The 23,019-nt window shown below is 30.2% G+C and carries 21 protein-coding genes, 1 tRNA gene, 1 riboswitch and 1 other annotated feature (1 of these 24 running past the window's edge); of the genes, 18 read left to right on the top strand and 4 right to left on the bottom strand.

Features of this window, described 5'->3' with window-relative positions; genetic code table 11:
- Nucleotides 1-18: a binding site (T-box leader), on the top strand (it extends 184 nt beyond the left edge of the window).
- A 75-nt stretch (nucleotides 19-93) separates the two neighbouring features.
- The 3 genes from BQ5450_RS04785 (at nucleotide 94) to BQ5450_RS04775 (ending at nucleotide 4,912) form a co-directional block, all read left to right on the top strand.
- Complete coding sequence (locus BQ5450_RS04785) at nucleotides 94-2,745, top strand: valine--tRNA ligase (RefSeq protein WP_071126141.1); 2,652 nt, start codon at nucleotides 94-96, stop codon at nucleotides 2,743-2,745.
- The gene (locus BQ5450_RS04780) at nucleotides 2,742-4,037 is read left to right on the top strand and encodes a bifunctional folylpolyglutamate synthase/dihydrofolate synthase (RefSeq protein ID WP_071126140.1); all 1,296 of its coding nucleotides are present in this window, start codon (nucleotides 2,742-2,744) and stop codon (nucleotides 4,035-4,037) included. Before BQ5450_RS04785 ends, BQ5450_RS04780 begins: the two co-directional genes overlap by 4 nt.
- Nucleotides 4,038-4,102: 65 nt before the next feature.
- The gene (locus BQ5450_RS04775) at nucleotides 4,103-4,912 is read left to right on the top strand and encodes a C39 family peptidase (protein WP_010242760.1); all 810 of its coding nucleotides are present in this window, start codon (nucleotides 4,103-4,105) and stop codon (nucleotides 4,910-4,912) included.
- An 81-nt stretch (nucleotides 4,913-4,993) separates the two neighbouring features.
- Here BQ5450_RS04775 and BQ5450_RS04770 read toward each other — a convergent pair whose 3' ends face one another.
- Together BQ5450_RS04770 and BQ5450_RS04765 are read right to left on the bottom strand one after the other, a co-directional pair.
- The gene (locus tag BQ5450_RS04770) at nucleotides 4,994-6,193 is read right to left on the bottom strand and encodes an FIVAR domain-containing protein (RefSeq protein ID WP_071126139.1); all 1,200 of its coding nucleotides are present in this window, start codon (nucleotides 6,191-6,193) and stop codon (nucleotides 4,994-4,996) included.
- Nucleotides 6,194-6,654: 461 nt separating this feature from the next.
- On the bottom strand, nucleotides 6,655-7,554 hold the full coding sequence (locus tag BQ5450_RS04765) for a LysR substrate-binding domain-containing protein (RefSeq protein ID WP_071126138.1): 900 nt from the start codon (nucleotides 7,552-7,554) through the stop codon (nucleotides 6,655-6,657).
- 182 nt (nucleotides 7,555-7,736) lie between these two features.
- On the opposite strand from BQ5450_RS04765, the gene BQ5450_RS04760 reads away from it, so the two are divergent.
- Both BQ5450_RS04760 and BQ5450_RS04755 read left to right on the top strand, forming a co-directional pair.
- Entirely contained in the window at nucleotides 7,737-9,134 is a 1,398-nt protein-coding gene (locus tag BQ5450_RS04760; RefSeq protein WP_071126137.1) for a YfcC family protein, read from the top strand.
- Between the two features lie 9 nt (nucleotides 9,135-9,143).
- Nucleotides 9,144-10,307 (top strand): amidohydrolase, encoded by a 1,164-nt coding sequence (locus BQ5450_RS04755; protein WP_071126136.1) that lies wholly within the window; start codon nucleotides 9,144-9,146, stop codon nucleotides 10,305-10,307.
- A gap of 94 nt (nucleotides 10,308-10,401) precedes the next feature.
- Here BQ5450_RS04755 and BQ5450_RS04750 read toward each other — a convergent pair whose 3' ends face one another.
- A complete protein-coding gene (locus tag BQ5450_RS04750) occupies nucleotides 10,402-10,803 on the bottom strand; it encodes a hypothetical protein (RefSeq protein WP_083379720.1) in 402 nt (133 codons plus the stop codon).
- A 295-nt stretch (nucleotides 10,804-11,098) separates the two neighbouring features.
- Between BQ5450_RS04750 and BQ5450_RS04745 the strand changes: the two genes are divergently transcribed.
- The 10 genes from BQ5450_RS04745 to bioA all read left to right on the top strand — a co-directional run bounded on the left by BQ5450_RS04745 (nucleotide 11,099) and on the right by bioA (nucleotide 19,414).
- A tRNA-Leu gene (locus BQ5450_RS04745) sits at nucleotides 11,099-11,182 on the top strand.
- A gap of 150 nt (nucleotides 11,183-11,332) precedes the next feature.
- The gene (locus tag BQ5450_RS04740; RefSeq protein WP_071126135.1) at nucleotides 11,333-12,709 is read left to right on the top strand and encodes a L,D-transpeptidase family protein; all 1,377 of its coding nucleotides are present in this window, start codon (nucleotides 11,333-11,335) and stop codon (nucleotides 12,707-12,709) included.
- Between the two features lie 80 nt (nucleotides 12,710-12,789).
- Nucleotides 12,790-12,902: riboswitch (FMN riboswitch) on the top strand.
- Between the two features lie 52 nt (nucleotides 12,903-12,954).
- The gene (locus BQ5450_RS04735) at nucleotides 12,955-13,560 is read left to right on the top strand and encodes an ECF transporter S component (protein ID WP_010242750.1); all 606 of its coding nucleotides are present in this window, start codon (nucleotides 12,955-12,957) and stop codon (nucleotides 13,558-13,560) included.
- Between the two features lie 93 nt (nucleotides 13,561-13,653).
- Nucleotides 13,654-14,778: a pyridoxal-phosphate-dependent aminotransferase family protein gene (locus BQ5450_RS04730; protein ID WP_010242748.1), complete on the top strand. Its 1,125-nt coding sequence runs from the start codon at nucleotides 13,654-13,656 to the stop codon at nucleotides 14,776-14,778.
- A 210-nt stretch (nucleotides 14,779-14,988) separates the two neighbouring features.
- Nucleotides 14,989-15,348 (top strand): GntR family transcriptional regulator, encoded by a 360-nt coding sequence (locus BQ5450_RS04725; RefSeq protein WP_010242746.1) that lies wholly within the window; start codon nucleotides 14,989-14,991, stop codon nucleotides 15,346-15,348.
- Nucleotides 15,345-16,031, top strand: coding sequence for an ABC transporter ATP-binding protein (locus tag BQ5450_RS04720; protein ID WP_010242744.1), 687 nt, complete (start codon nucleotides 15,345-15,347; stop codon nucleotides 16,029-16,031). The genes BQ5450_RS04725 and BQ5450_RS04720 overlap by 4 nt, the downstream gene beginning before the upstream one ends.
- The gene (locus tag BQ5450_RS04715; RefSeq protein ID WP_071126134.1) at nucleotides 16,031-16,798 is read left to right on the top strand and encodes a hypothetical protein; all 768 of its coding nucleotides are present in this window, start codon (nucleotides 16,031-16,033) and stop codon (nucleotides 16,796-16,798) included. The genes BQ5450_RS04720 and BQ5450_RS04715 overlap by 1 nt, the downstream gene beginning before the upstream one ends.
- Nucleotides 16,799-16,951: 153 nt before the next feature.
- Entirely contained in the window at nucleotides 16,952-17,506 is a 555-nt protein-coding gene (locus BQ5450_RS04710; RefSeq protein ID WP_010242740.1) for a biotin transporter BioY, read from the top strand.
- A gap of 16 nt (nucleotides 17,507-17,522) precedes the next feature.
- The gene (gene bioD / locus BQ5450_RS04705; RefSeq protein ID WP_071126133.1) at nucleotides 17,523-18,206 is read left to right on the top strand and encodes a dethiobiotin synthase; all 684 of its coding nucleotides are present in this window, start codon (nucleotides 17,523-17,525) and stop codon (nucleotides 18,204-18,206) included.
- A gap of 8 nt (nucleotides 18,207-18,214) precedes the next feature.
- On the top strand, nucleotides 18,215-19,414 hold the full coding sequence (bioA, locus tag BQ5450_RS04700; protein ID WP_071126132.1) for an adenosylmethionine--8-amino-7-oxononanoate transaminase: 1,200 nt from the start codon (nucleotides 18,215-18,217) through the stop codon (nucleotides 19,412-19,414).
- 504 nt (nucleotides 19,415-19,918) lie between these two features.
- On the opposite strand, the gene BQ5450_RS04695 is transcribed toward bioA, so the two are convergent.
- A complete protein-coding gene (locus BQ5450_RS04695) occupies nucleotides 19,919-20,158 on the bottom strand; it encodes a glutaredoxin family protein (RefSeq protein WP_010242734.1) in 240 nt (79 codons plus the stop codon).
- A gap of 106 nt (nucleotides 20,159-20,264) precedes the next feature.
- On the opposite strand from BQ5450_RS04695, the gene BQ5450_RS04690 reads away from it, so the two are divergent.
- From BQ5450_RS04690 to BQ5450_RS04680, 3 genes are read left to right on the top strand one after another with little or no spacing between them, the layout of a single operon-like run.
- Nucleotides 20,265-20,696, top strand: coding sequence for a hypothetical protein (locus BQ5450_RS04690; RefSeq protein WP_010242732.1), 432 nt, complete (start codon nucleotides 20,265-20,267; stop codon nucleotides 20,694-20,696).
- Nucleotides 20,683-21,453, top strand: a complete 771-nt coding sequence (locus BQ5450_RS04685; RefSeq protein WP_010242730.1) for an alpha/beta fold hydrolase — start codon at nucleotides 20,683-20,685, stop codon at nucleotides 21,451-21,453. Before BQ5450_RS04690 ends, BQ5450_RS04685 begins: the two co-directional genes overlap by 14 nt.
- 9 nt (nucleotides 21,454-21,462) lie before the next feature.
- Complete coding sequence (locus BQ5450_RS04680) at nucleotides 21,463-23,016, top strand: UDP-N-acetylmuramoyl-tripeptide--D-alanyl-D-alanine ligase (protein WP_071126131.1); 1,554 nt, start codon at nucleotides 21,463-21,465, stop codon at nucleotides 23,014-23,016.
- Nucleotides 23,017-23,019: the final 3 nt, after the last annotated feature.

The raw sequence follows: 23,019 nt of genomic DNA, 5'->3' as shown, positions 1-23,019 counted from the left end.
GCGTCTTTCGTCCTTAGGGATGGAGGACGTTTTTTATTTTTAATTTTATAAAATTGTAAAAATGCAAAAAAAAGATAAATAGTAGGAGGAAAAATGAAGGAATTAAACAAAACTTATGATCCAAAGGATTTTGAAGAAAAAATCTATGATTATTGGATGGAAAATGATTATTTTAGAGCAGAGGTTGACGAAAATAAAAAGCCTTACTCAATTGTAATGCCACCTCCAAATGTTACAGGAAACTTACACATGGGTCATGCTCTTAATAATACAATTCAAGATGTGCTAATAAGAACAAAGAGAATGCAAGGTTACTCTGCTCTTTGGATTCCAGGAACTGACCACGCATCTATATCAACTGAAGCAAAAGTTGTAGAGAAACTTAGAAATGAAGGAATTGCCAAGGAAGATATTGGAAGAGAAGAATTTTTAAATCGTGCATGGGATTGGACTCATGAATACGGTGGAAATATTGTAAATCAACTTAAAAAACTTGGAATTTCTTGCGACTGGTCTAGACAAAGTTTTACCCTTGACGATAATTTATCCAATGCAGTAGAAGAAGTATTTATAGAACTTTATGAAAAGGGACTTATTTATCGTGGCAATAGAATTATAAACTGGTGTCCATCTTGCGAAACGTCTATTTCTGATGCAGAAGTTGAGCACGTGGAAACAGATTCAAATATTTGGTATTTTAAATATCCTTTTGCAGATAGAGAAGGTGGAATTGAAATTGCAACTACAAGACCTGAAACAATCCCAGGAGATCTTGCTATTGCAGTAAATCCTAATGACGAAAGATACACTGATTTAATTGGTGAATATGTAATGATTCCTGTAATGGACAATAAAAAAATTCCAATTATTGCAGATGAATATGTCGAAATGGATTTTGGTTCTGGTGCAGTAAAAATTACTCCATCACACGATCCTAATGACTTTGAAGTTGGTGCTCGCCATGACCTTGGTCAAAATATTATTATGGACGGCAAGGGATATTTGAATGAAAATGCAGGTGCTTATGCGGGTCTTGAAAGATATGAGGCTAGAAATAAAATTATAGAAGATTTTGAGAAGTTAGGTTACTACATTGGCAAAAAGCATCATCACAATGCTGTTGGTCACTGTGAAAGATGTAAGACTGTAATTGAACCACTTATATCAAAACAATGGTTTGTAAAAATGGAACCACTTGCGAAGCCGGCTCTTGAAGAATACAGGAAGGGAAATTTAAATATTGTTCCTGAAAGATTTGGAAAAATTTATGAAAATTGGCTAGAAAATATTCGTGATTGGAATATTTCAAGGCAACTTTGGTGGGGACACAGACTTCCAGTTTGGTACTCAGACTCTGATGATGAAATTGTAATTTCTAGAGTTGATCCATCAAATACAAAGGGACACGAAGAAAAAACTTATACTCAAGATGAAGACACTCTAGACACTTGGTTTTCATCTGCGCTTTGGCCTTTTTCAACAATGGGTTGGCCAGAAAAAACTCCTGAATATGAATATTTTTATCCAACAAATGTACTTGTAACGGGATACGATATTATCTTCTTTTGGGTAATTAGAATGGTATTTTCTGCACTTGAACAAACTGATGAGCTTCCCTTTAAGGATGTACTTTTAAATGGACTTGTTAGAGATGATCAAGGTAGAAAGATGTCTAAGTCCCTTGGGAATGGAATTGATCCACTTGATATTATTGACGAATATGGTGCAGATGCTCTTAGATTTACTCTTGTAACTGGAAACACACCAGGCAATGACATGAGGTTTTATACAAAAAGAGTTGAAGCAAATAGAAACTTTGCCAATAAACTTTGGAATGCAACGAGATTTCTCATGATGAATATGTCTTGTGATATTAAAGATTCAAAGTTTGATTTAGAAAAACTTCATTACGAAGATAAGTGGATTATTTCAAAATTACAAAAAACTATAAAGTCAATTACAGAAAAAATTGAAAAATATGAAATTGGACTTGCAGCAGATGATATTTACGATTTTGTATGGTCTGATTTTTGCGACTGGTATATTGAAATTGTTAAACCAGTTTTATATTCTGATGAAGTAGAAGAAAAAAATAATACTGTAAAAGTTCTTCTATATGTTTTAGAAAATATTTTAAAACTTCTTCATCCATTTATGCCTTATATCACAGAAGAAATTTGGCAAGCACTTCCTAATAGAAGTGAAGCACTAATTGTTTCAAATTGGCCAGAATACAGAGAAGAATTTGTATTTGAAAAGGAAGAGCGTGCCACAGAATATATTGAAAATGCAATTCGTGAAATTAGAAATGCAAGAAGTGAAATGAATATTGAAAATTCAAAGAAATCGAATACAATTGTCTACACGAAGGATGCTGAAGTTAGGGAAATTTTTGAAGAAATGAAAAGTTTACTTTTAAACCTTGGATATTCAAATTCAGTTGAAATAACAGACGATGAAAGTAGAAAAAATTCAGAAAATATTGCAATTGTACTTGATAAGGCAGAAATCCAATTACCATTAAAAGAACTTGTTGACTTTGAGAAAGAACTTAAAAGACTACAAAAAGATAAAAAAGAGGCTGAAGCTGAACTAAAAAGGGCGAAGGGAAAACTTTCAAATGAAGGTTTTGTATCAAAAGCTCCAGCAAAATTAATTGAAGAAGAAAAAGAGAAAGTAACAAAATATGAAGAAATTTTAAAAACAGTAAAAGCACAAATTGAAAAGGTAGAAAAAAATCTATGACATATCAAGAAGTTGTAAAAGATATTGAAAGAAGAATTGGCAAATTTAAATCCAAAGGTAATGTTAGGATAAGAAAATTTTTAGAAAAAAATGGCTCTCCTCACAAAAATTTAAAGGTAATTCACGTTGCAGGCACAAATGGCAAGGGTTCAACAGTTAATTTTATAAAAGACATTTTAAAAGAAGATTACAAAGTTGGGTCTTTTGTATCACCGCATCTAATAACTTATTGTGACAGAATAAAAATCGGAGATGCTGAAATTTCTAGGGATGACTTTGCAGACATTGGAGAGTTTATAATAAATAGAGAGTCTGAAATAATAGAAGAATATGGAGCACTAAATTTATTTGAGTTCTTGACAATAATGGCAATAGTTTATTTTGAAAGAGAAAAAGTTGATTTAGCAATTCTGGAAGTTGGAATGGGAGGTCGTGCCGACTCAACAAATATTTTTACAAGTCGTGAGAAATTAATTTCAATAATCACATCAATTTCTATGGATCACATGGAATACCTGGGAAGTACTATTGAAGAAATTGCAAGTGCAAAGGCTGGTATAGTAACAGAAGGTGGACTTGTTGTAACCACAAATAAAGATAGGAAGATTCTTAGGATTATAAATAAAGAAGTAGAAGAAAAAAATGCAGAAATTTTTTATACAAAGAATCTTGAAAGTGAGATAATAAAGTCAAGTTTGTCTGGGATAGACTTTAAATTAAAATTAGATGATTGGGAAAGTTTTATTTTAACTCAAATTGGCGACTATCAAGTGGAAAATGCAATTGGAGCAATTTATGCACTTTATCTTTTAAATAAAAAGAAAATTTTAAAAATTTCTTTGGAAAAAATAAAATCTAGAATAGAAAAATCAACTTGGGCTGGCAGAATGGAAATTGTATCAAGAGATCCATTAATGATTTTAGATGGGGCACACAATTTTGACGGCATTAAAAAATTAGTCGAATCAATTGACAATTTTAAATTTAAAAAATTGCATCTTATTATGTCGATTTTGTCGGACAAAGAGCACAAGAAGATGCTTGAAGAAATTTCAAATTATACAGATGAAGTTGTCTTTGTGAATTTAGACTATAAAAGAGGAACAAATCCTGAAGAGTTAAAAAGAGAGGCTGCAGATTATGGGCTTCATGCAGAGGTTATGAATGTGGAAGATGCAATAAATTATTACAAAGAAAAATACCAAGATGGTGATTTAATTTTAGTGACGGGCTCACTTTATTTTGTAAGTGAAGCAAGATCAGTTATTTTAAATTATAAATACAGTATTTAGAAAATTTGTAAGAAATTCGGAATAAAGTTTTAAAAATGATTTTATATAATGATTGTGGTGATATTATGAAAAAAATTAGAACTGCAATCATTATTTTTTTATTAATTTTTCTTGCGAGAGGATATTTTAATAATAGAGAAAATATTTCAAGAGAAGTTACTTTAAAAGATAGTGAAAATTTTGTTAGAAGAGAAGACTTATCAGACAAAATAGAAATAATAAAAGAAAAAGCAAAGGATGATAAAAATTATGCTTATGTCTACGAAAATATAGATAAGCTCCCAGATCTTATGGTAAAGCTTGCAGCTAAAAGAGAAGAATCTCTTGGATTTATTATTGGATATTTAAAAGATGACAAAAGTATTGCAATGAAAAGTGAAGATTGTGGCGTGGATAATCCTGTAAAATTTTATCTTCAGTATGATCCTCGCTGGGGATATGTTAAATATGCTGGTGGAATAATTGGCACAAGAGGTTGTATGCCCACAACTCTTTCCATGACTTTAAGTGGATGTGGGATAGATAGAAGTCCAAAAGAAATTGCAGAGTTTGCAGAAAAAAGTGGTTATGTGGAAAGTGGAATGAGTTCGTGGAATCTTGTGGAGGATTATTTAAGTAAAGAAGGTATAAATGTTCATGGAATTATGAAAAGTGAGATAATTAGTGAACTTGAAAATGGAAATTATGTAATTTTATCCTTTGGTCCAGGTTATTTTACAGATAGTGGACACATAGCTTTGGCAAGTGGACTTGACGATGAGGGAAGAATTATTTTAAATGACCCAAATTCTATTTATAATTCAAAAAATAGATGGAGATATGATAGAATAAAAAAACAAATAAAAGCAGCTTGGGCTGTAAATAAAGATTTATAAGTAATTTATTAAAAATGATTTTTAAAAATTTTCAAAATAAAAAAGCCATGGAAAAACCATGACTTTTTTGGTTAAGCTAAATTATTTTGCTTCTTTAGCGTCTTTATCTTCTTTAACTTCGTCTTTTTTATCTTCTTTAACTTCGTCTTTTTTATCTTCTTTAACTTCTTTTTTGTCAGTTTTTTCTTCTACTTTAGCGTCAGCTTTAAGTCCAAGTTTTTCTTGAGCTTCTACAAGAGCCTTAAGAGCATTTTCAACTTGTTCTGGCTTAGCTTCTTTGTCATCTACAATTGATTTTGCAGCTGCAATTGCATTTTCGTAATTAGTTTGAACTTTTACATCAGCTTTTTTGTATTCGTCAGATTCACGAACTTCTTTTTCTTTTGCGATTTCAGATTTAAGAGATTCTTTTACTTCTTCTAATTTTGGAGCAACTTTTTCTTCTTTAGTATCTTTTTCAGAAGTTAATAAAACGGCATTAGCTTCTTTGTCAAAATCTACGCCAAAGTTAAGAGCTTCGCCAAGATCTCTTAATTTGTAGTAATTGCTATCATCAACTTTGTATGCTGTTGCAGTTAATTCTTTGTCGCCAACAAGAACTTTATCGTTTGTAACTGAACCTTTAGAATCAGCTTTAACTTCTTTTTGGTCAGATTCAGCAACTTTGTAATCAGCACCCTTAGTTAGAGTAACAACGTCATCTTTGTATTCAACGCCAAATTTAGCTTTAGTGTCTTTAAGAACAGCAGCTAAATCTCTTAATTTGAAGTAGTTGTATCCATCAATGTTATATCCGTAGATAACAACATCTTTTCCGTCAAGTTTAACTTTTTGAGTAGTAGCTTTAACATCTTTTACTTCAATTTTAACATCTTTAGCTTCTTCTTTTTTGCCAAGTTTTTCGCAAGCTTCATTAAGAGCTTTTAGAGCATTATCAACTTGTTCTTTAGAAGCGTCTTTATCATCTACAATTGATTTTGCAGCAGCAACTGCATTTTCGTAATTAGATTGAACTTTATCTTCAGCTTTTTTATATGCTTCTGATTCACGAACTTCTTTTTCTTTTGCGATTTCAGATTTAAGAGCTTTTAAAGTTTCTTCAGAAGGCATTTCTTTTTTAGCTTCTTCTGATTTACTTAATTCTTCTTCACCTTTTTTAACTAATTGTTCTACTTTGCTAGGTTCTTTAACTTCCTTTTCTTCAGTAGCAGCAAGAACAGGACTTGCAGTAGAAAGTAGCATTACTCCTGCTAAAGATAAAGATGTAATTTTTTTATTCATTATTTATTCCCCCTAAAAAATATAAGTTACCTCCATTATACAGATTTTTAAAGAGAAATCAATTCTAATTGGCAAATTAATGAATTAATTTAGAATATTTAATATTTTTGTAATAATGATTAATTGTTTGAATAACAGTATATAAAACTACCACTTGCATCAATAAATATATAAATGTTTTGTGGAAAAATTATAAGTGCAAGCTTCAACTTTTCTATTGCGGTTCCATTGAAACTATAAATAGATTTTCAGCAACAGTGCGAAGGATAATACAAATTCTATCGTTCTTAACCACAAAAACTTTTTCAAAAACAAGATTATTAATAACAAGAGTTATTTTTTTCTTTAGCAGCAAGAACATTAGCAAAAATAAAAATTAAAGTAACAAAAAGTAGTTATCTTTTTTTAATAAATTTTTCAATAATGGCAATTATATTATGATTATATAACAGTAGAGTGACTTAAATCTTAGATAAGAACTTATTTTTATTATTTAAGTAATTAATTATTATTTTACTCAAAGTATTTACTTTATCTTCTAAAAATGGATCTCTATAAACTATTGTTATATCTGCATAATCTCCTTCTATTGCAAAAAATTCGCAATTAGAAATAGGGTTTATCATACTTAATGAAGATTCATAGACGAAGGTTACTCCTTTTTTTGCAAGAACAAAACTAACGCAATTCATAATACTTGATGTCATCTTTATATTCGTAGGATAAAAGTTATAATCACAAAATATGTCTTCTACAGATTTCCTCAAATTCTTTATAGGATTTAAAAGGTAAAATGTTTCATTGGAAAAATCTTTCAAATCTTTTTTGCTTTTTGATATTGATTTTGGAAATATTAAATATATTTTGTCAGAAGTTACATACGTTGATTTTAATTTTTTATTGTTAATAGACCTGTTAGTTATAAATAAATCTATCTCGTTATTTAATAATGCCCTTTCAAAACTTGATGAGTCATATTTGGTTAAACTTAGTTCTAAGTTAGGATAGGAGTTAATTAGTTTGGGAACTATATTGGGAATTATATATTGCGATAGGAAGCTAAGAGATCCTATTCTAATGAAGTTATTTTTCCCTTCAATTCTTAAGGAATTAATAGAATTAAACATTTCTCTTTCTAAAATTTCCATTTTTTCAATATATTCAAAAAGTATTTCTCCTTCTGGAGTTAAATTTAATGGAACATTAGATCTATTAAAAATTTTAAAGCCTAAATTATTTTCAATTTTTTTTAAAGATCTACTGAGATTGGGTTGAGCTGTGAAAAGTTCCTTTGAAGCTTGACTTATATTTTTGACATTTTTTATTGTTTTTATTATTTCAATATTTTTATGATCTAACATTTATATCACCAAACACATCATATCATTTTTTATATGCAACATATAGCACATTAAGTATTTGTTTTAAAATAGGCCTTTATGATATTATCATGACAAAGATTATAAAAACGTTATCAAGAGGTTTGATGTTTTTATAATTTATTGGGAGATTGTCGTTATTTTGTTATTAAGAGAGGTGTTGTATGGAAAAAGTAAAGAAAAAGAAAGTTCCTCATACTTTGGTAATTCTTATAGTGATTATACTATGTGCAGTAGCGTTAACTTGGATAATACCAGCAGGAGCTTATGAAAGAGTAGAAAGTGCACAAGGTGTTAAGGTTATCGCTCCTGATAGTTTTCATTATATTGAAAAAAGTCCAGTAAATCCATTAAAGATTTTTAATATTGGATTAAATGGATTTAATGAGACGTCAACTTTAATATTTTTAATATTATTTTCAGGAGCATCCTTTAATATCATTACAATGAGTGGAGCATTACAATCACTTATTGGTGCTGTTTCTAAAAAAACAAAGAGTAAGGAATACTTATTTATACCAATTTTGACATTTATATTTGGATTAATCTGCACAACTCAAGGAGTTAATACATTTATTGGGTTTGCTCCAATTATGGTTATGATTGCCTTAGCTATGGGATTTGACTCGATTGTTGGAGCTTCAATTATATTGCTAGGTGGAGCGGTTGGATTTTCAACGGGAACACTTAATGTTAATACAACAATAGTTGCACAAGAAATTGCTGGTTTACCACCATATTCTGGTCTGGGTTATAGATCTTTATGTTTTTTAATATTTTATATTGTTACTAATTTATATCTAGTTAGATATGCTTTAAAAGTTAAGAATAATCCTGAATTAAGTCCAATGTATGAATTAGACAAACTTAGAGTAAAAGATGCAGATTCAAATGATGAGTTTAATTCACCTATGAATGGGAGTAAATGGATGGTTATGCTAATTTTATTTGCTGCTTTAGGTACAATTGTTTTTGGTGGAATAAAATTAAAATGGAAATTGGAAGAAACAGCGGTAGTATTTATTTGGCTAGCTATCGTCGCAGGATTTGTGGCAGGATTTTCTCCATCACAAATAGCAAGGTATTTTGTTGAAGGTGCTAAGAAAATGGTTGGAGCAGCACTTATTATAGGACTTGCGAGAACTGTTTCTGGTGTCTTAGATGCTGGTAATATTATGGATACAAGTATTCACGCAATGACTAATTGGTTAAATTTCTTTCCACATTTGATAAAAGGACCATTAATGTTTATTGTTAATCTTATCGTTAATATGTTTATAACCTCAGGAAGTGGTCAGGCAGCTGCAATTATGCCGATATTTGCACCGCTTGCAGATACTATAGGAATCACAAGACAAACAGCTGTATTAGCATTTAATTTTGGAGACGGATTTTGTAATTATATATTGCCAACATCTACTGCATTGATGGGAATATTAGGGGCAACAGACATCCCGTATGATAGATGGATGGTATTTATGGGCAAATTGTTTGGAATATGGGTAGTAGTTGGCTCAATAATGATGATTGGAGCTCAGATGATAAATTTTGGACCAATGTAAAGGAGAATTATGAAGAGCTTAGTAGTAAAAGAAGTAGACAAAATAAAAGAAGAGTTATTTGAATTATCAGATAAGATTTTTGATAAACCTGAACTATGCTTTGAAGAGTATTTTGCAAGCAAACTACTGGAAGATTACCTCGAAGAAGGGGGATTTAAAGTTGAGAGAGGGCTTGGAAGTTTAGAAACAGCTTTTAGAGCAAAATATTCCAATGGAGATGCAAAATATAACATAGGTCTTTTGTGCGAATATGATGCCCTTCCCATGGGACATGGATGTGGACATCAGATGCAAGGGCCAGCTATAATTGGTGCAGCAATTGCAATTAAAAATATTATAGGGGATTTACCATTCAATTTAATTGTTTATGGAACGCCAGCAGAAGAAGGTGGCGGGGGTAAAATTATAATGTTAGAAGAGGGTTATATAAAGGATATAGATATAGCACTTATGATGCACGGTGGCCCGGCAACACAAGTTGATGTAAAATCTATGGCATTGTCATCTAGATTTGTTAAATTTTTTGGAAAGTCATCTCATGCAGCGTTAAAGCCAGAAGCGGGTAGGTCAGCTTTTGATGCATTACTGCTGGCTTTTCAAGGAGTAGAGTTTTTAAGGGAACATGTAAAGGAAGATACTAGAATGCATTATACAGTGCAGTCTTTGCCTGGACCAGCAAACGTAGTACCAGATCGAGCGGAAGGACATTTTTCTTTAAGATCTTATAATTCGAAATATTTAAATGAAGTTGTAGAAAGGTTTGATGATATTATAAAAGGGGCAGCCTTAATGACGGGAACAACTTATGAGATTATAGAGGATAGAAGACTTGAATCAAAAATACCTGCATATATTCTAAATGAACTAATAATGAAAAATGCAAAAAATTTGGGAGCACCTAGGATTAGAGAACCAAGAGAAAAGACAGGATCTACAGATTTTGGGAATGTAACATATATGTTGCCAGGATCTTGTGCAAGAATAGCTTTTGTACAAGAAGGAACGTCTTCTCATTCTCAAGAGTTTGTTGATTTGGGAAAAACAAAAGAAGCTCATGATTGTGTAGAGTATGGGGCAAAGATAATTGCTACAACAGTGTATGACTTAATTGAAAATCCAAAACTAATAGAAAAACAAATTCGAGAGTTTAAAGAATATAAATCAAAAATGTAAGAAATAAATTATTATAAATCATCCTCCTTAATATATTTTAAAGGGATGATTTTATTTTTATAAAGTTTATGAAAAAAGAAGCGATAGACGCCTCTTAACTTTTTATCTCAAATTTTTTTCCACAATTTTTACAAGTTACTCGTATTTTGCCTTTGCCTTTTGGCACTTTCATTTCAAACTTGCAATTTGGGCATTTTATGTATTTATAAACTTTTCTGTTTTGATATTTATTTTTTGATTTAAAAAATTTTTTTCTAAGTGGGTCTACTGCGTCTAGGTACTTTTTATTTTCAGCGTATCGTGCATTTACATCTTTTGAAAAGGCTCTGTAATAAAAGTAAATTAAAAGGATTATGGCAGTTGTAGCTAGCCAAGTTTTTTTAAGAAATATATTTATTCCACAACATATTATTACTAAAAACAATATAAATTTTCCAAGTTGGTCATTGCCATATCTTCCCATCATAAATTGTCTAAATTTTTCTTTTGTTTTCAAAAAATCAACTCTTTCTAACAAATGATCAAATAAAATTTTAAGTTCAAGATCATTATATTACATGGGGAATTACAATTCAATTAAATTAAAACCTAAAACAATTTTTGTTTGTAGTACTGCATTATATTTTATAAATATGTGATATTGTGATATGATAAATTTAAAATTTTATAGTATTTTATCTTATCTTTGATATTTTAACTTGAGTTTGTAAAATTTTCATAAAAAACTTATAAAAAAGTATTGACAAAGAATAAAAATGTACGTATAATATATTTTGTTCTTAACACTTCATGCGGGAATGGCGGAATTGGCAGACGCGCTAGACTTAGGATCTAGTTCCATTGGAGTGGGGGTTCAAGTCCTCTTTCCCGCACCATTGTTAATCACTATCTGATGTTTTAATTAGATAGTGATTTTTTTTGCACTTTTTGCTTTTAAAAGTTCTATAAATGTTTACAATATTCTTACATTTTAAAGTTTCTGTCGAAAAAATTTTTCTTCGATGTATAATATATTGGGAGGAATTATGAAGAAGACTTTTAAAATATTCTTTACAATTTTAATTATTTTAATTATTTTTATATATGCAGCAGGACTTTATTTTTTTAAGGACAGGTTTATGCCAAGGACTTATGTAAATGGAAGAGATTTTGGACTTACAAAAATTTCTGAGTTTGAAAAAAATTACAATGATTTGTCCAAAAATTTTGTTTTAGAAGTAGTTTCTAAGGACAAGGAGAATAATGAAAAAATCACTGCAAGTGAAATTAATTATGAAGATAATATTGGCAGTGAATTTGTGGATCAGACTCCTTTTTATTGGCCTGTCGCTTCTTTAGTTCCAAAAAATTATGAAATTGAACATGAGATGCACTATGATGATAATGCACTTTCAAATAGGATAAATGATTTAAAGGTTGTAAAAAATGAGAAGGTTCATTCTGCTGATGCCAAGGTCATTTATAATGGAAGGGATTTTGAAATCGAAGAAGAAGTTTATGGAGATTTTGTAAAGAGAAATGAACTCAGGAATTCTATTTTAAATCATTTTGCGGATAAGGATGACAAACTAAATTTAGAAGATGAAAATCTTTATATTGAACCTAAAATAACTTCTGATAGTGATTATATTAAAAATCTGCTAAATTCTTATAAAGAGGTTTATAAGAAAAAAATTATTTATGATTTTGATGACAGAAAGGAAGAAGTTACTGGACAAAATATTATTGCCATGTATTCTAAAACAGATGACGGGAATCTTGTTGTTGACGAAGAAAAAGTTGCAAAGTTTGTAGGGAATCTCTCATCTAAATATGATACTTTTAAAACTTCTAGAGTTTTTAACGCCACAGGAATTGGAAATGTAAAAGTAGATGGTGGGATATATGGTTGGCTCACTGACAGAGTAAAGACGAAAGAAGAATTGATTGCAGCTTTAGATAAAGATGGTGAGGTAATTTTAAAACCTGTTTATAGACAAGATGCCATTAGTAGAAGTGCAGATGATATTGGCAAAACTTATATTGAAGTTGACCTCGCTAGGCAAAAACTTTGGTATTACAATAATGGAGTTATGGAACTTGAAACAAATATTGTTTCAGGAAATCCCAACAGAGGAAATGGAACTCCAACAGGCACTGATAGAGTTTGGTCTCGTGAAAGAGATAGATATTTGACTGGAGAAACTTATAGGTCTAAGGTAAATTATTGGGTTCCAATTAATTGGTCGGGAATTGGGCTTCATGATGCTACATGGAGATCAAATTTTGGAGGAAATATTTATCTTTCAAATGGTTCTCATGGTTGTATAAATGTTCCGCCAAGTGTAATGGGGAATTTATACGGAAAAACTTTTAATGGGATGCCTGTCATTGTTTATGACTCTGCAACTCAAAAAATTTAAAAATATATAAAATTGATACAATTTATCATTGAAAATTTTTTAACAAATGTTATAATTAAATATAAGAAATAAATATTAATTTAAATCTTCAGGGAAGGGTTAAAGTCCCAACCGGCGGTAAAGTCCGCGAGCGAAAGCTGAATTGGTTAGATTCCAATACCGACAGTAAAGTCTGGATGAAAGAATGATTTAAACTTTCATACCCCGAAGGTTCGGGGTTTTTTTATGCCCCAACAGGAGGTAAAATGAATAAAGTAAATTCAAGTTCTATGATTAGAACAAAAGACATGACAAAAATTGGAATGCTATCTGTGATTGGTTTTGTGCTTATGTATTTTCAGTTGCCGCTTACTTTTGTGGCACCACCTTTTATGAAACTAGATATATCAGATCTTCCAGTTCTTATTGGTGCTTTTACTATGGGACCAGTTTTTGGAATTATAATAGCAGCATTAAAAAATATTTTGGCACTTGTTTTTAAGGGGACTATGACAGCGGGAATTGGAGAACTTTCAAATTTTATAATTTCTGCAACTTTTGCTTTTGTATCAAGCTTTCTTTATAAAAGACATAAAACTTATAAAGGGGCAATTTTTTCACTTACAATTGGAGTTCTTGCTATGACTACACTTGCAATGATTTCAAATTATTTTGTAGTGTTCCCACTTTATGCAAAGGTGATGCCAATGGATGCTATAATAGCAATGGGAAGTGCAATCACTTCAAAGATAACAGGGTTATTTTCTATGATGATTTACTCTGTTCTTCCTTTCAATTTAATAAAAGGATTTACAACATCTGCAGTTATGATGTTAGTTTATAAGAAAGTGAGTCCAATTTTTAAAAAATAATTTATTTTACAGGCTGTCTTGTGGCAGCTTGTTTTTTTACGACTATATAATATAATTTATTCAAAAGAAATTTATAAGAAAGAAGGAAGTAAAATGAAAATTTTGTGTGCAGGTCCAACATCAATTGATGAAGAAGTTATGGAACTTATGGGAAAGTCCCTCACGAATCCAGATATTGATCCAGAATACGAAAAGATACATAGAAGAGTAGAAAAGAAAATTTCAAAGCTCTTAAATACAGATGCTACATCTTTTTTAATGCTTGGTGAAGGGATTATTGGTCTTGAAGCTGCAATTTGCAATTTGGTAGAAAAAGGTGACAGAGTTCTTGTCTTAAATAATGGGGTCTTTGGGGCAGGTTTTGCAGATTATGTAAAATTTTATGGTGGTGAAGCTGTTATCTACGAAGATGATTTTAGACGAGGATTTAATATAGAAAAATTAAAAAGATTTTTGGAAAAAGATCATGATTTTAAAGTTGCAACAATGGTTCACTGTGAAACTCCTTCTGGAATAACTAATGATGTTAAAAGCATTTGCAATTTGTTAGATAAATATGGAATTTTATCTGTTGTGGACACAGTTTCTGGAATGGGTGGAGAAGAATTTGATTTTGATGATTTTAAAGTCGACATAGCACTTGGCGGAAGTCAAAAATGTATATCTGCACCGACAGGTATTACTCTTATTACAATTTCAGATAATGCTAAAAGAGTAGTTGAAAATAGAAAGACACCTGTGCCAAGTTATTATATGAATTTTTTAAACTATTATAATTATTCAGATGGTTTTGCCTTTCCTTATACAATGAATGAAAATTTAACTTATGCTTTGGACCTTGCTCTCGACAAACTATTTGAAAAAAATAGCATCGCACTTCATAAAAAATATGCGGAAGTTACAAGAGAAATTTTTACTCATGCAGGTTTTGAACTATATGCAAAAGATTCATGGTCAAATACTTTGACAGCTGTTCTTGTGCCAGAAGGCTTCGTTGCAGAAGATATTTTAGCATCACTTAGAAATAAGGGAATTTTAATTTCAAAGGGTGCAGGAGATATTTTTGAAAAAGTTTTTAGAATAGGTCATATGGGAAATAATATTTCCTATGAAAATTTTTTGGAACTTTATGAAAAGTTAGATGAAGTTTTTGACGAACTTGGAATAGAGAGAAAAATTTCTTTAAAAGATGAATTTAAAAAAATAATGGATAGATAAAAAAATTTTAATAAAACCTTTTGCTATATTATTTTGGCAAGAGGTTTTTTACTTTTAAAGATTTTGTTTTCCTAGAAGTAATTAGATTTATGAATTTTTTAAAATATAAGTATAGTAAAAATTTTAAATTTACTCTTGCATTTTGACGATGAAGAGAATATAATAATTATTGTATTAAGGAATTGACACAACAATACAAAGGAGTTTAGTATGGAATTTGATAATAATAGACCTATTTATATACAACTTCTAGAAGATTTCAAGTTAAAGATTTCAAGTGGGGATTGGAAGAGCGGAGAAAAAATGGACACAGTGAGAAATTTGGCAAAAATTTATGGAGTAAATCCCAACACTGTTCAAAGAGCTTTGCAAGAGTTGGAGCGAGAGGGACTTGCAAAATCTAATAGAACCACTGGTAGATTTATAACAGATGATGAAGAATTAATTGAAAAGATAGCTAAGGGAGCTTTTTATAAATCTTGTGATAATTTAATTAGCGTCGCAGAAGAATTAAATCTCACGAAAGAAAAATCAATGACACTTTTAGATGAATATTGGAGGGAAGTATGAGTAAGTTAGAAATAAAAAATTTAAACATGGGATATAAAAATAAAGTCCTAGATGATTTAAATTTAGAACTTGACAAGGGACAAATTGTTGGACTTGTTGGACCAAATGGTGCTGGAAAGTCAACTTTGCTTAGAATTTTAGCAGGACTTGAACAAACTTATAAGGGAGAAGTTCTTGTAGATGGAAAAGAGTTGGATTATAAAATGGCAGACATTATTTCATATCAGCCAGATAAATTTGCATTAAGCGACAAGCTTGCTGTTAAAGAAGTTGTAAATATCTACAAATTATTTTTTAAAGATTTTGATGAAGAAAAATTTTACAAAATTTTTAATGAATTTAAATTACCTGAAAAAGCAAAGGTAAAAGAAATGAGTAAAGGTATGAGAGAAAAGATGCAAATTGCACTTAGCCTTTCAAGAAATGCAGATATATATTTATTGGATGAACCAATCTCTGGAGTTGATCCTTCTGCAAGAAAAAAGATTATAGATATTATTTTAAATAATTTTCAAGAAGATTCTCTCATAATTTTATCAACTCATCTTATAAATCAAATTGAACCACTACTTGACAGAGTTTTATTTTTATCAGATGGAAAAATTTCCATAAATAAAACTGTTGACGAAATAAGAAGTGAAGAAAATAAGAGTATTGAAGATTACTTTACGGAGGTATTTTAATGGGAAAATTACTTGGACATCAAATAAAAAGACATTTTAAATCTAACTGGTTTATTCTTATATTGCCAATAATATTTGGAGTTACAGGTTTAGCTTTTAATACAATAAATATTAATTGGGGAGGTACAATTTTTGGACTTTGCATTACTTCTGTGATTTTTGGTTATATTGCAGCTGCAATAACTGTTGTAGTAGGAGATTACAATATGTTTTTTGGAGATAGTGCTCTTTTTTATGAATCCATACCAGTTAGCCCGTGGGCAAAAACTTTTTCAAGAGTTTTATATTATTTTATAATGTTTTTAATTTATTCAATATACATGGGACTATTATTTTTTGTACTTGCATCTATTGCTTTAGATTCAAGTCCATCTAATTTCCAAGGCTTTAATTGGAATAGTTTTATAGAAGAATTAAATAAAGTTGGATTAAAAAATATTCTTATTGCACTTTCTTGGGGAATTATAATTTTGATTAGATCAATATCAAAAATAATTTTCGCTATAAATTATGGCAGTGTTAAAAAAATGGGTAGATTCGGTTCTGGAGGCTCAGTTTTAGTTTATATAGCACTATCCATAGGAGAAGGCATAATTCTTCATCTGCTAGATAAGTCTAATGTAATGACAAATATTCAGTTGTATTTAGGCAATGGAGGTGTGTTTATAAAGATGGGATATGCATCTTTAATTCTAATAGCAATTGAGGCAGCTTTATTTATATATGGAACATACTATTCACACAAAAATAAAATTTCAGTAAGTTAAAAATTTAAAATTAATTTTTTAGAGCTTGTCATGAGATAAGCTCTTTTTCCATCATATATAGTGAACTTAAAATAATAATAAGTTGACAAAACTATTTTTTGATGGTACTTTATTTAAAGTAAATATTTACAATAATAATTATGGAGGAAATATTTGAAAAATTCAAAAGTAAGAGATTTAGTTTTGTGCTCTTTATTTGTTGCACTGGTTATTGTGGGAACTTTTATAAGAATACCAATTCCAGTTTTGCCTTTCACATTGCAACTTTTATTTACAATGCTTGCAGGACTTTTATTGGGACCAAAACTAGGTGCTACTTCTGTAATAATTTACATAATTTTGGGACTTATTGGTATTCCTGTATTTACAGAGGGAGGTGGCATAGGATACATTTTTAAACCGACTTTTGGATACATTGTTGGGTTTGCAGTTGGTGCTTATGCGACAGGAAAAATTGCAAATAAAGAAAAAAATCCAAGTATGAGAAGACTTCTCATAGCAAACTTTATAGGACTTTTTATAGTTTATGCTTTTGGCATGATTTATTATTATATAATCAGCAAATTTTATTTGGCGTCGCCAATTGGAGTAAAGGCAATTATTCTATATTGTTTTGTGCTTGCAGTGCCAGGAGATATTTTTCTTTGCTTTTTGGGAGCAATGCTTGGGAAAAGGCTTATTCCAATGATAAATAGAGGATTTAATTAAAACAAAGGAGAAAAAATTGAGCAAAAAGATTTTTGTAACAGGAACAGAAACTGAAATAGGAAAGACTTATGTAGCAGGTCTTATGGTAAAAAAATTAGCTGAAGCGAATCTAAAATCAGCTTATTATAAAGCGGCTATGAGTGGAAATGAAAGGGACGAGAAGGGAGCACTTATTCCAGGAGATGCGAAGTTTGTAAAAGATTTTGCTAATATAGAAGAACCATTAGAAAAAATGTGCCCATATATTTACGAGAGAGCAGTATCTCCTCACTTAGCATCGCAAATAGAAGGTAATCCCGTTGATTTAGGTGTAGTTATAGAAAAGTTTGAAGAACTTGAAAAAGAATATGAATACATAACTTTGGAGGGCTCTGGTGGAATTTTATGTCCCCTTCGATTTGATGAGGAAAAAATATTCTTAGAAGATTTTATAAAAAAAGCTAATCTTTCTTGCGTGATAGTAGCAGATGCAGGACTTGGAACTATAAACGACGTTGTACTCACAGCTTTTTATATGAAAGAAAATAATATAGATTTAAAGGGAATAATTTTCAACAATTTTATTCCAGGAGATTTAATGCAAGAAGATAATATAAAAATGTGCAAATATATGACAGGATCAAAAGTTATCGCATGTATAAAAGAGGGAGATAAAAATCTTGACATTGATGTAGAAGATTTAAAGAAAATTTATGAATAGGAGTTATTATGATTTGGTATCCTTATGAACAATTGAAAACAATGAAAGAGCCTTATAAAGTAGTTGATGCTAAGGGAGTTTATCTCTACACAAAAGACAATAAAATGATAGATTCAGTTTCATCTTGGTGGAGCAATATTTATGGTTATAAAAATGAAAAATTAAATGATGCAATTATAAATCAAGTGAATAAGTTTTCTCATGTGATGCTTGGTGGAATTACTCACGAGCCTGTAGAAAGACTTTCTAATAAACTAAAAGAATTTTTGCCGGGAGATTTGGATTATCCATTTTTTTCAGATTCGGGGTCAGTTGCAGTTGAAGTTGCTCTTAAAATGGCACTTCAATTTTATATGAATAAGGGCGAAAAAGACAGAACAATGATCCTTGCACTTAATCACGCTTATCATGGAGATACTTTTAAAGCCATGGAAGTAGGAGATGACGAAGACTATCATTTTGTTTTAAAGGCCTATGGAAAAAGCAAATATGTAGTTCACATTCCAACAGAAATTGATGCATTAGAAGATGCTTTTGAAAAATATGGAGATAAATTAAATTCATTTATAGTTGAACCACTTCTTCAAGGAGCTGGTGGTATGAGAATGTATGATATTTCTTTCTTAGAAAGAGCAAGAGAACTTTGTGATGAGTACAATGTACTTTTAATTTTTGACGAAGTTGCAACAGGTTTCGGAAGAACTGGAAATAGATTTGTAGCAGATTTAGTTTTACCAGATATAATTTGTTTAGGAAAGGCACTAACTGGTGGATATATTGGTCATGCCGCCACAATTGCAAATAAAAAAGTTTTTGACGCTTTTTATGATGATGATCCAACTCATGCACTGATGCATGGACCAACTTTTATGGCAAATCCTATTGCTTGTTCAGTAGCTCTTCGTGGAATAGAAATTTTTGAAGAAGAAAATTTTATGGAAAAGATAAAGAGAATAGAAGCAATAGAAAGAGAAGAAATGGATGGGTTCACACATCCTAAAATAGAAGATGTAAGAGTAATGGGTGGATGTGTATGCATTGAAGTAAAAGATGAAAAAGATATCTGCGGCTTTCAAGAATTTGCTTATGAAAGAGGAGTTTTTGCAAGACCTTTTATAAAATATATTTATTCAATGGTTCCTTATGTAATAAGTGAAGATGAGCTTAGAAAAGTTATGAGAACTATGAAAGAATGGTTTGAAAAATAATTTTATATTTTATTAATTTTTAAATCCCTTTGATTTGTAAAAACAAGGGGTTTATTTTATTGTAGTATGTCAGAAACTAAAAATAATTAAAACAGGTATAATATAATTGAAAGTATAATGCTGGGGTTAAATACTGAAAACAGTAAAAATTTCAATTTTTTTAATGGATGGAGAAGTTATAGGAAGAATAAAGTGTACTTTATTAAATTGGACAGGTATTGCTTATAAAATTCCAAGACCATATCGTTATAGATGTTAGTATAGAAAAGATTAAAAGCAAAGTGAAGTATGATTTTTATTTTCATCAAGTCCTTACTTGTTTAGTTATATATGCTTTTTGTATATGGCATTTTCTTTGTATTAAAGGTTTAATTTTTCTCTTTATAGCTTATACAAGTAAAAAAGTTTTTCCTTAAGACTTTTTAAGTCGGACTAATTTAAAAGATTTGCACATATAAAATAAAAAATCTGTTAGAGATTTACTCCCCAACAGATTTTTTTAAGTCAAGCTGCATTTTCTTTTAAATATTTTATAATGTCTAGTGATTCATAAAGAGGTTTGTCACCTACAAATAGGCACGGAACTTGTTTTTTTCCTCCATTTTCAACTAAATATTTTTCAGCTTCTTTGTCTTCATCAATATTTTTTATTTCTACGCCATGAATTTTATTTTCATCAATGAAAGATTCTACTTTTTTACAAAATGGACAAGTTGTTCTAACGTACAATGTTAATTTTTCCATAATATCCCTCCACAATTATTTTACCCAATTGAGAATAAAGAAAACAAGGCGAGTGTTTAAAAGACCTTTATTTTTTGGTATAATAACATAGATTCGAGGTGATATTTTGGGATTTTTTGACAGTATAGATGGAAATGTAAATGATATAATGGGAAATTTAAATTATCTAAAGAAAAAGATTGTAAAAGAATCTGCTGAGATAAAGAAAACAGCAAAAATTAAATATGAAATTTTAAATGAAGAGAGATATTTAAGTGAGCTTTTTGAGAAACTGGGACGTCATGAGTATAAACTTATAAAGGGAGAAATTTCCAATTTAAATGTCGAAAGTGCTTTGGAAGAAATTGAAAGGCACAAGGCAAGAATCTCTTCTTTGAAAATGGGCCTCGATTTAAGTGAAAATTTAAATAATATTGATTTTGTAAATGAAAAGAAAGATGAAAAAGATTTTAGTGGACTCTATGTCGATAAAAGTGAATCAGAAGAGAGTGATGGGTCTATTATTTTTATAAAAGAAGATGAAGATGAAGGTAAATAAAGAATTTGTTGATATAGATGGAATAAAAACTGCATATATAAAAAGAGATGGCGGCAAAAAAATTGTTGTAATCTTACATGGATGGGGAGCATATATTGAATCAATTATGCCAATTTTTAATTCTGTGCCAGAGGATTATACAGTCTATGCTTATGATGCACCAGGCTTTGGAGATAGCGATGATCCAAGTTTTGTGATGGGGACCTATGATTATTATGAATTTCTTTTGAAATTTTTAGAAAAGTTTAGTATAAAAAAAGCTACTTTTATAGGTCATTCTTTTGGAGGGAAAACTCTTACCATTTTAGGTGCAAGAAACAAAGAAATTGTAGATAAACTTGTTATGATTGATGCCTCTGGTGTTCTTCCAAAGAGAAAACTTTCTTACTATGGGAAAGTTTATTCTTTTAAGGCGGCAAAGAAGTTATATATGATTACACATGGAAATAGTGAAGAATCACTTGAAAAGTTTTACAAAAAACATGGCTCTGATGATTATCAATCTGCAAATGGAATTATGAGAAAGTGTTTTGTAAAAGTTGTAAATGAGTCCACAAGGGAAGAATTTAAAAACATTGATGCAGAAACTCTTCTTATTTGGGGCGATAAAGACGAGGCAACTCCATTTTATATGGCAGAGATTTTTGAAAAGGAGATAAAGAATTCTGGACTTGTCATTTTAAAAGATGCGGGGCACTATTCGTATATAGACAAGTTTAGTCAATTTAATGCAGTTTTAAATTCATTTTTAGATTAGGAGAATTAGATGAAAAGTTTGTTGAAAGATTTACCAATTTATATAATAGATTTTGTAATAATTTGTTTTGCACTTTATTGTTCCTATAAAAGAAGCAATTATCCAATTCACATGCTCCAACTTGAGGGGTATGACAATGATGAATACAAGACGTTTTTAAAAAATAATAAAAATAAAGTAAATAAATTAGTTTATAAATTAGATAAGGAGCAGAAAACTCCCCTTGTCTGGACTGATAGGGCAAAAAGACTTTTAAAGAAACATAAAATTGTAAATATTATTTGCTTCGTGGTTGCGATAATAATTTCATTTATAATGCTTAATGTTACAGATTCTCATATAGTTTCAGTTTTGGTAACTATTGTACTATCTTTTCTAGTTTATTTTTACCAATATAAAGTTTTAATTTTATCAAATAAGTGGGCAAAGCCAACAGAAGATAGAATAAATATGGGATTTTTCAATCAAGCACAAGATAAAATAAGAAATTATAAGGAGAATTATGATTTAAAAGTTCTTGGGATTACAGGATCTTTTGGGAAAACATCTGTAAAGTTTATTACAGATACAATTTTGTCAGAGGGATTAAAAGTAAAAAATACTCCATCTTCTTTTAATACACCTATGGGACTTTCAAAAGTTATAAATAATGAACTTGAAAGCGATAGAGAAGTTTTTATTGCAGAACTTGGAGCAAAAATTCCAGGAGAGATTCACGAAGTTGCGAGTCTTGTGCAACCAGACATTGGTATAATAACTGCTATTGGGCCAACTCATATGCACCTTTTTAAGACAATTGACAATATAATGAAGACTAAGTACGAATTAATTGAAGATCTTCCAATGGATGGAGTTGCAATTTTTAATTACGACAATGATTATGTAAAAATTTTGGCAGATAAAACTGAAAAGAAGACTTTGAGATACGGAACAAAGGACATTGAAAAGCTTGATGTCTATGCAGATGAGATAAAAGTTGACGAAAATGGTTCGGAATTTATGCTACACATAAGAGGTGAAGGAGAAATAAAGTGCAAGACAAAACTTCTTGGAGTGCATAATATTTCAAATCTACTTGCATCAGCCACTGCGGCGAGTGTTTTGGGACTTAGTTTAGAACAAATTCAAAGTGGGATTGCAAAAGTTGAGCCAGTGGAGCATAGACTTAGTCTTATACCATCAAAAAGCAATACAATTGTAATTGATGATGCCTTTAATTCAAATCCAGTTGGATTTAGAGCAGCTCTTGATGTTTTAAAAGAGTTTAAAGGGCACAGAAAAATAATAATTACACCTGGAATGGTCGAACTTGGCGATATGGAAGAAGATGAAAATAGAAAAATTGGTGAAGTTATCTCAGATGTTGTTGATTTTGTAATTTTAGTTGGCAAAAAGAGAACTGTTCCAATTTACGAAGGGCTAAAAAATAAAGATTTTAACGAAGATAATATATATAGAGTTTCTTCTCTTGCTGAGGCGACAGAAGTTCTCGCAAAAATTTCTATGCCAGGAGATGTTGTTTTATTTGAAAATGATCTTCCTGACAATTACAATGAGGAGTGAAAT

It is taken from the genome of Peptoniphilus lacydonensis, assembly GCF_900106515.1.
GTDB lineage: Bacteria > Bacillota > Clostridia > Tissierellales > Peptoniphilaceae > Peptoniphilus_A > Peptoniphilus_A lacydonensis.
This window is presented reverse-complemented; position numbering and strand designations above follow the sequence as displayed.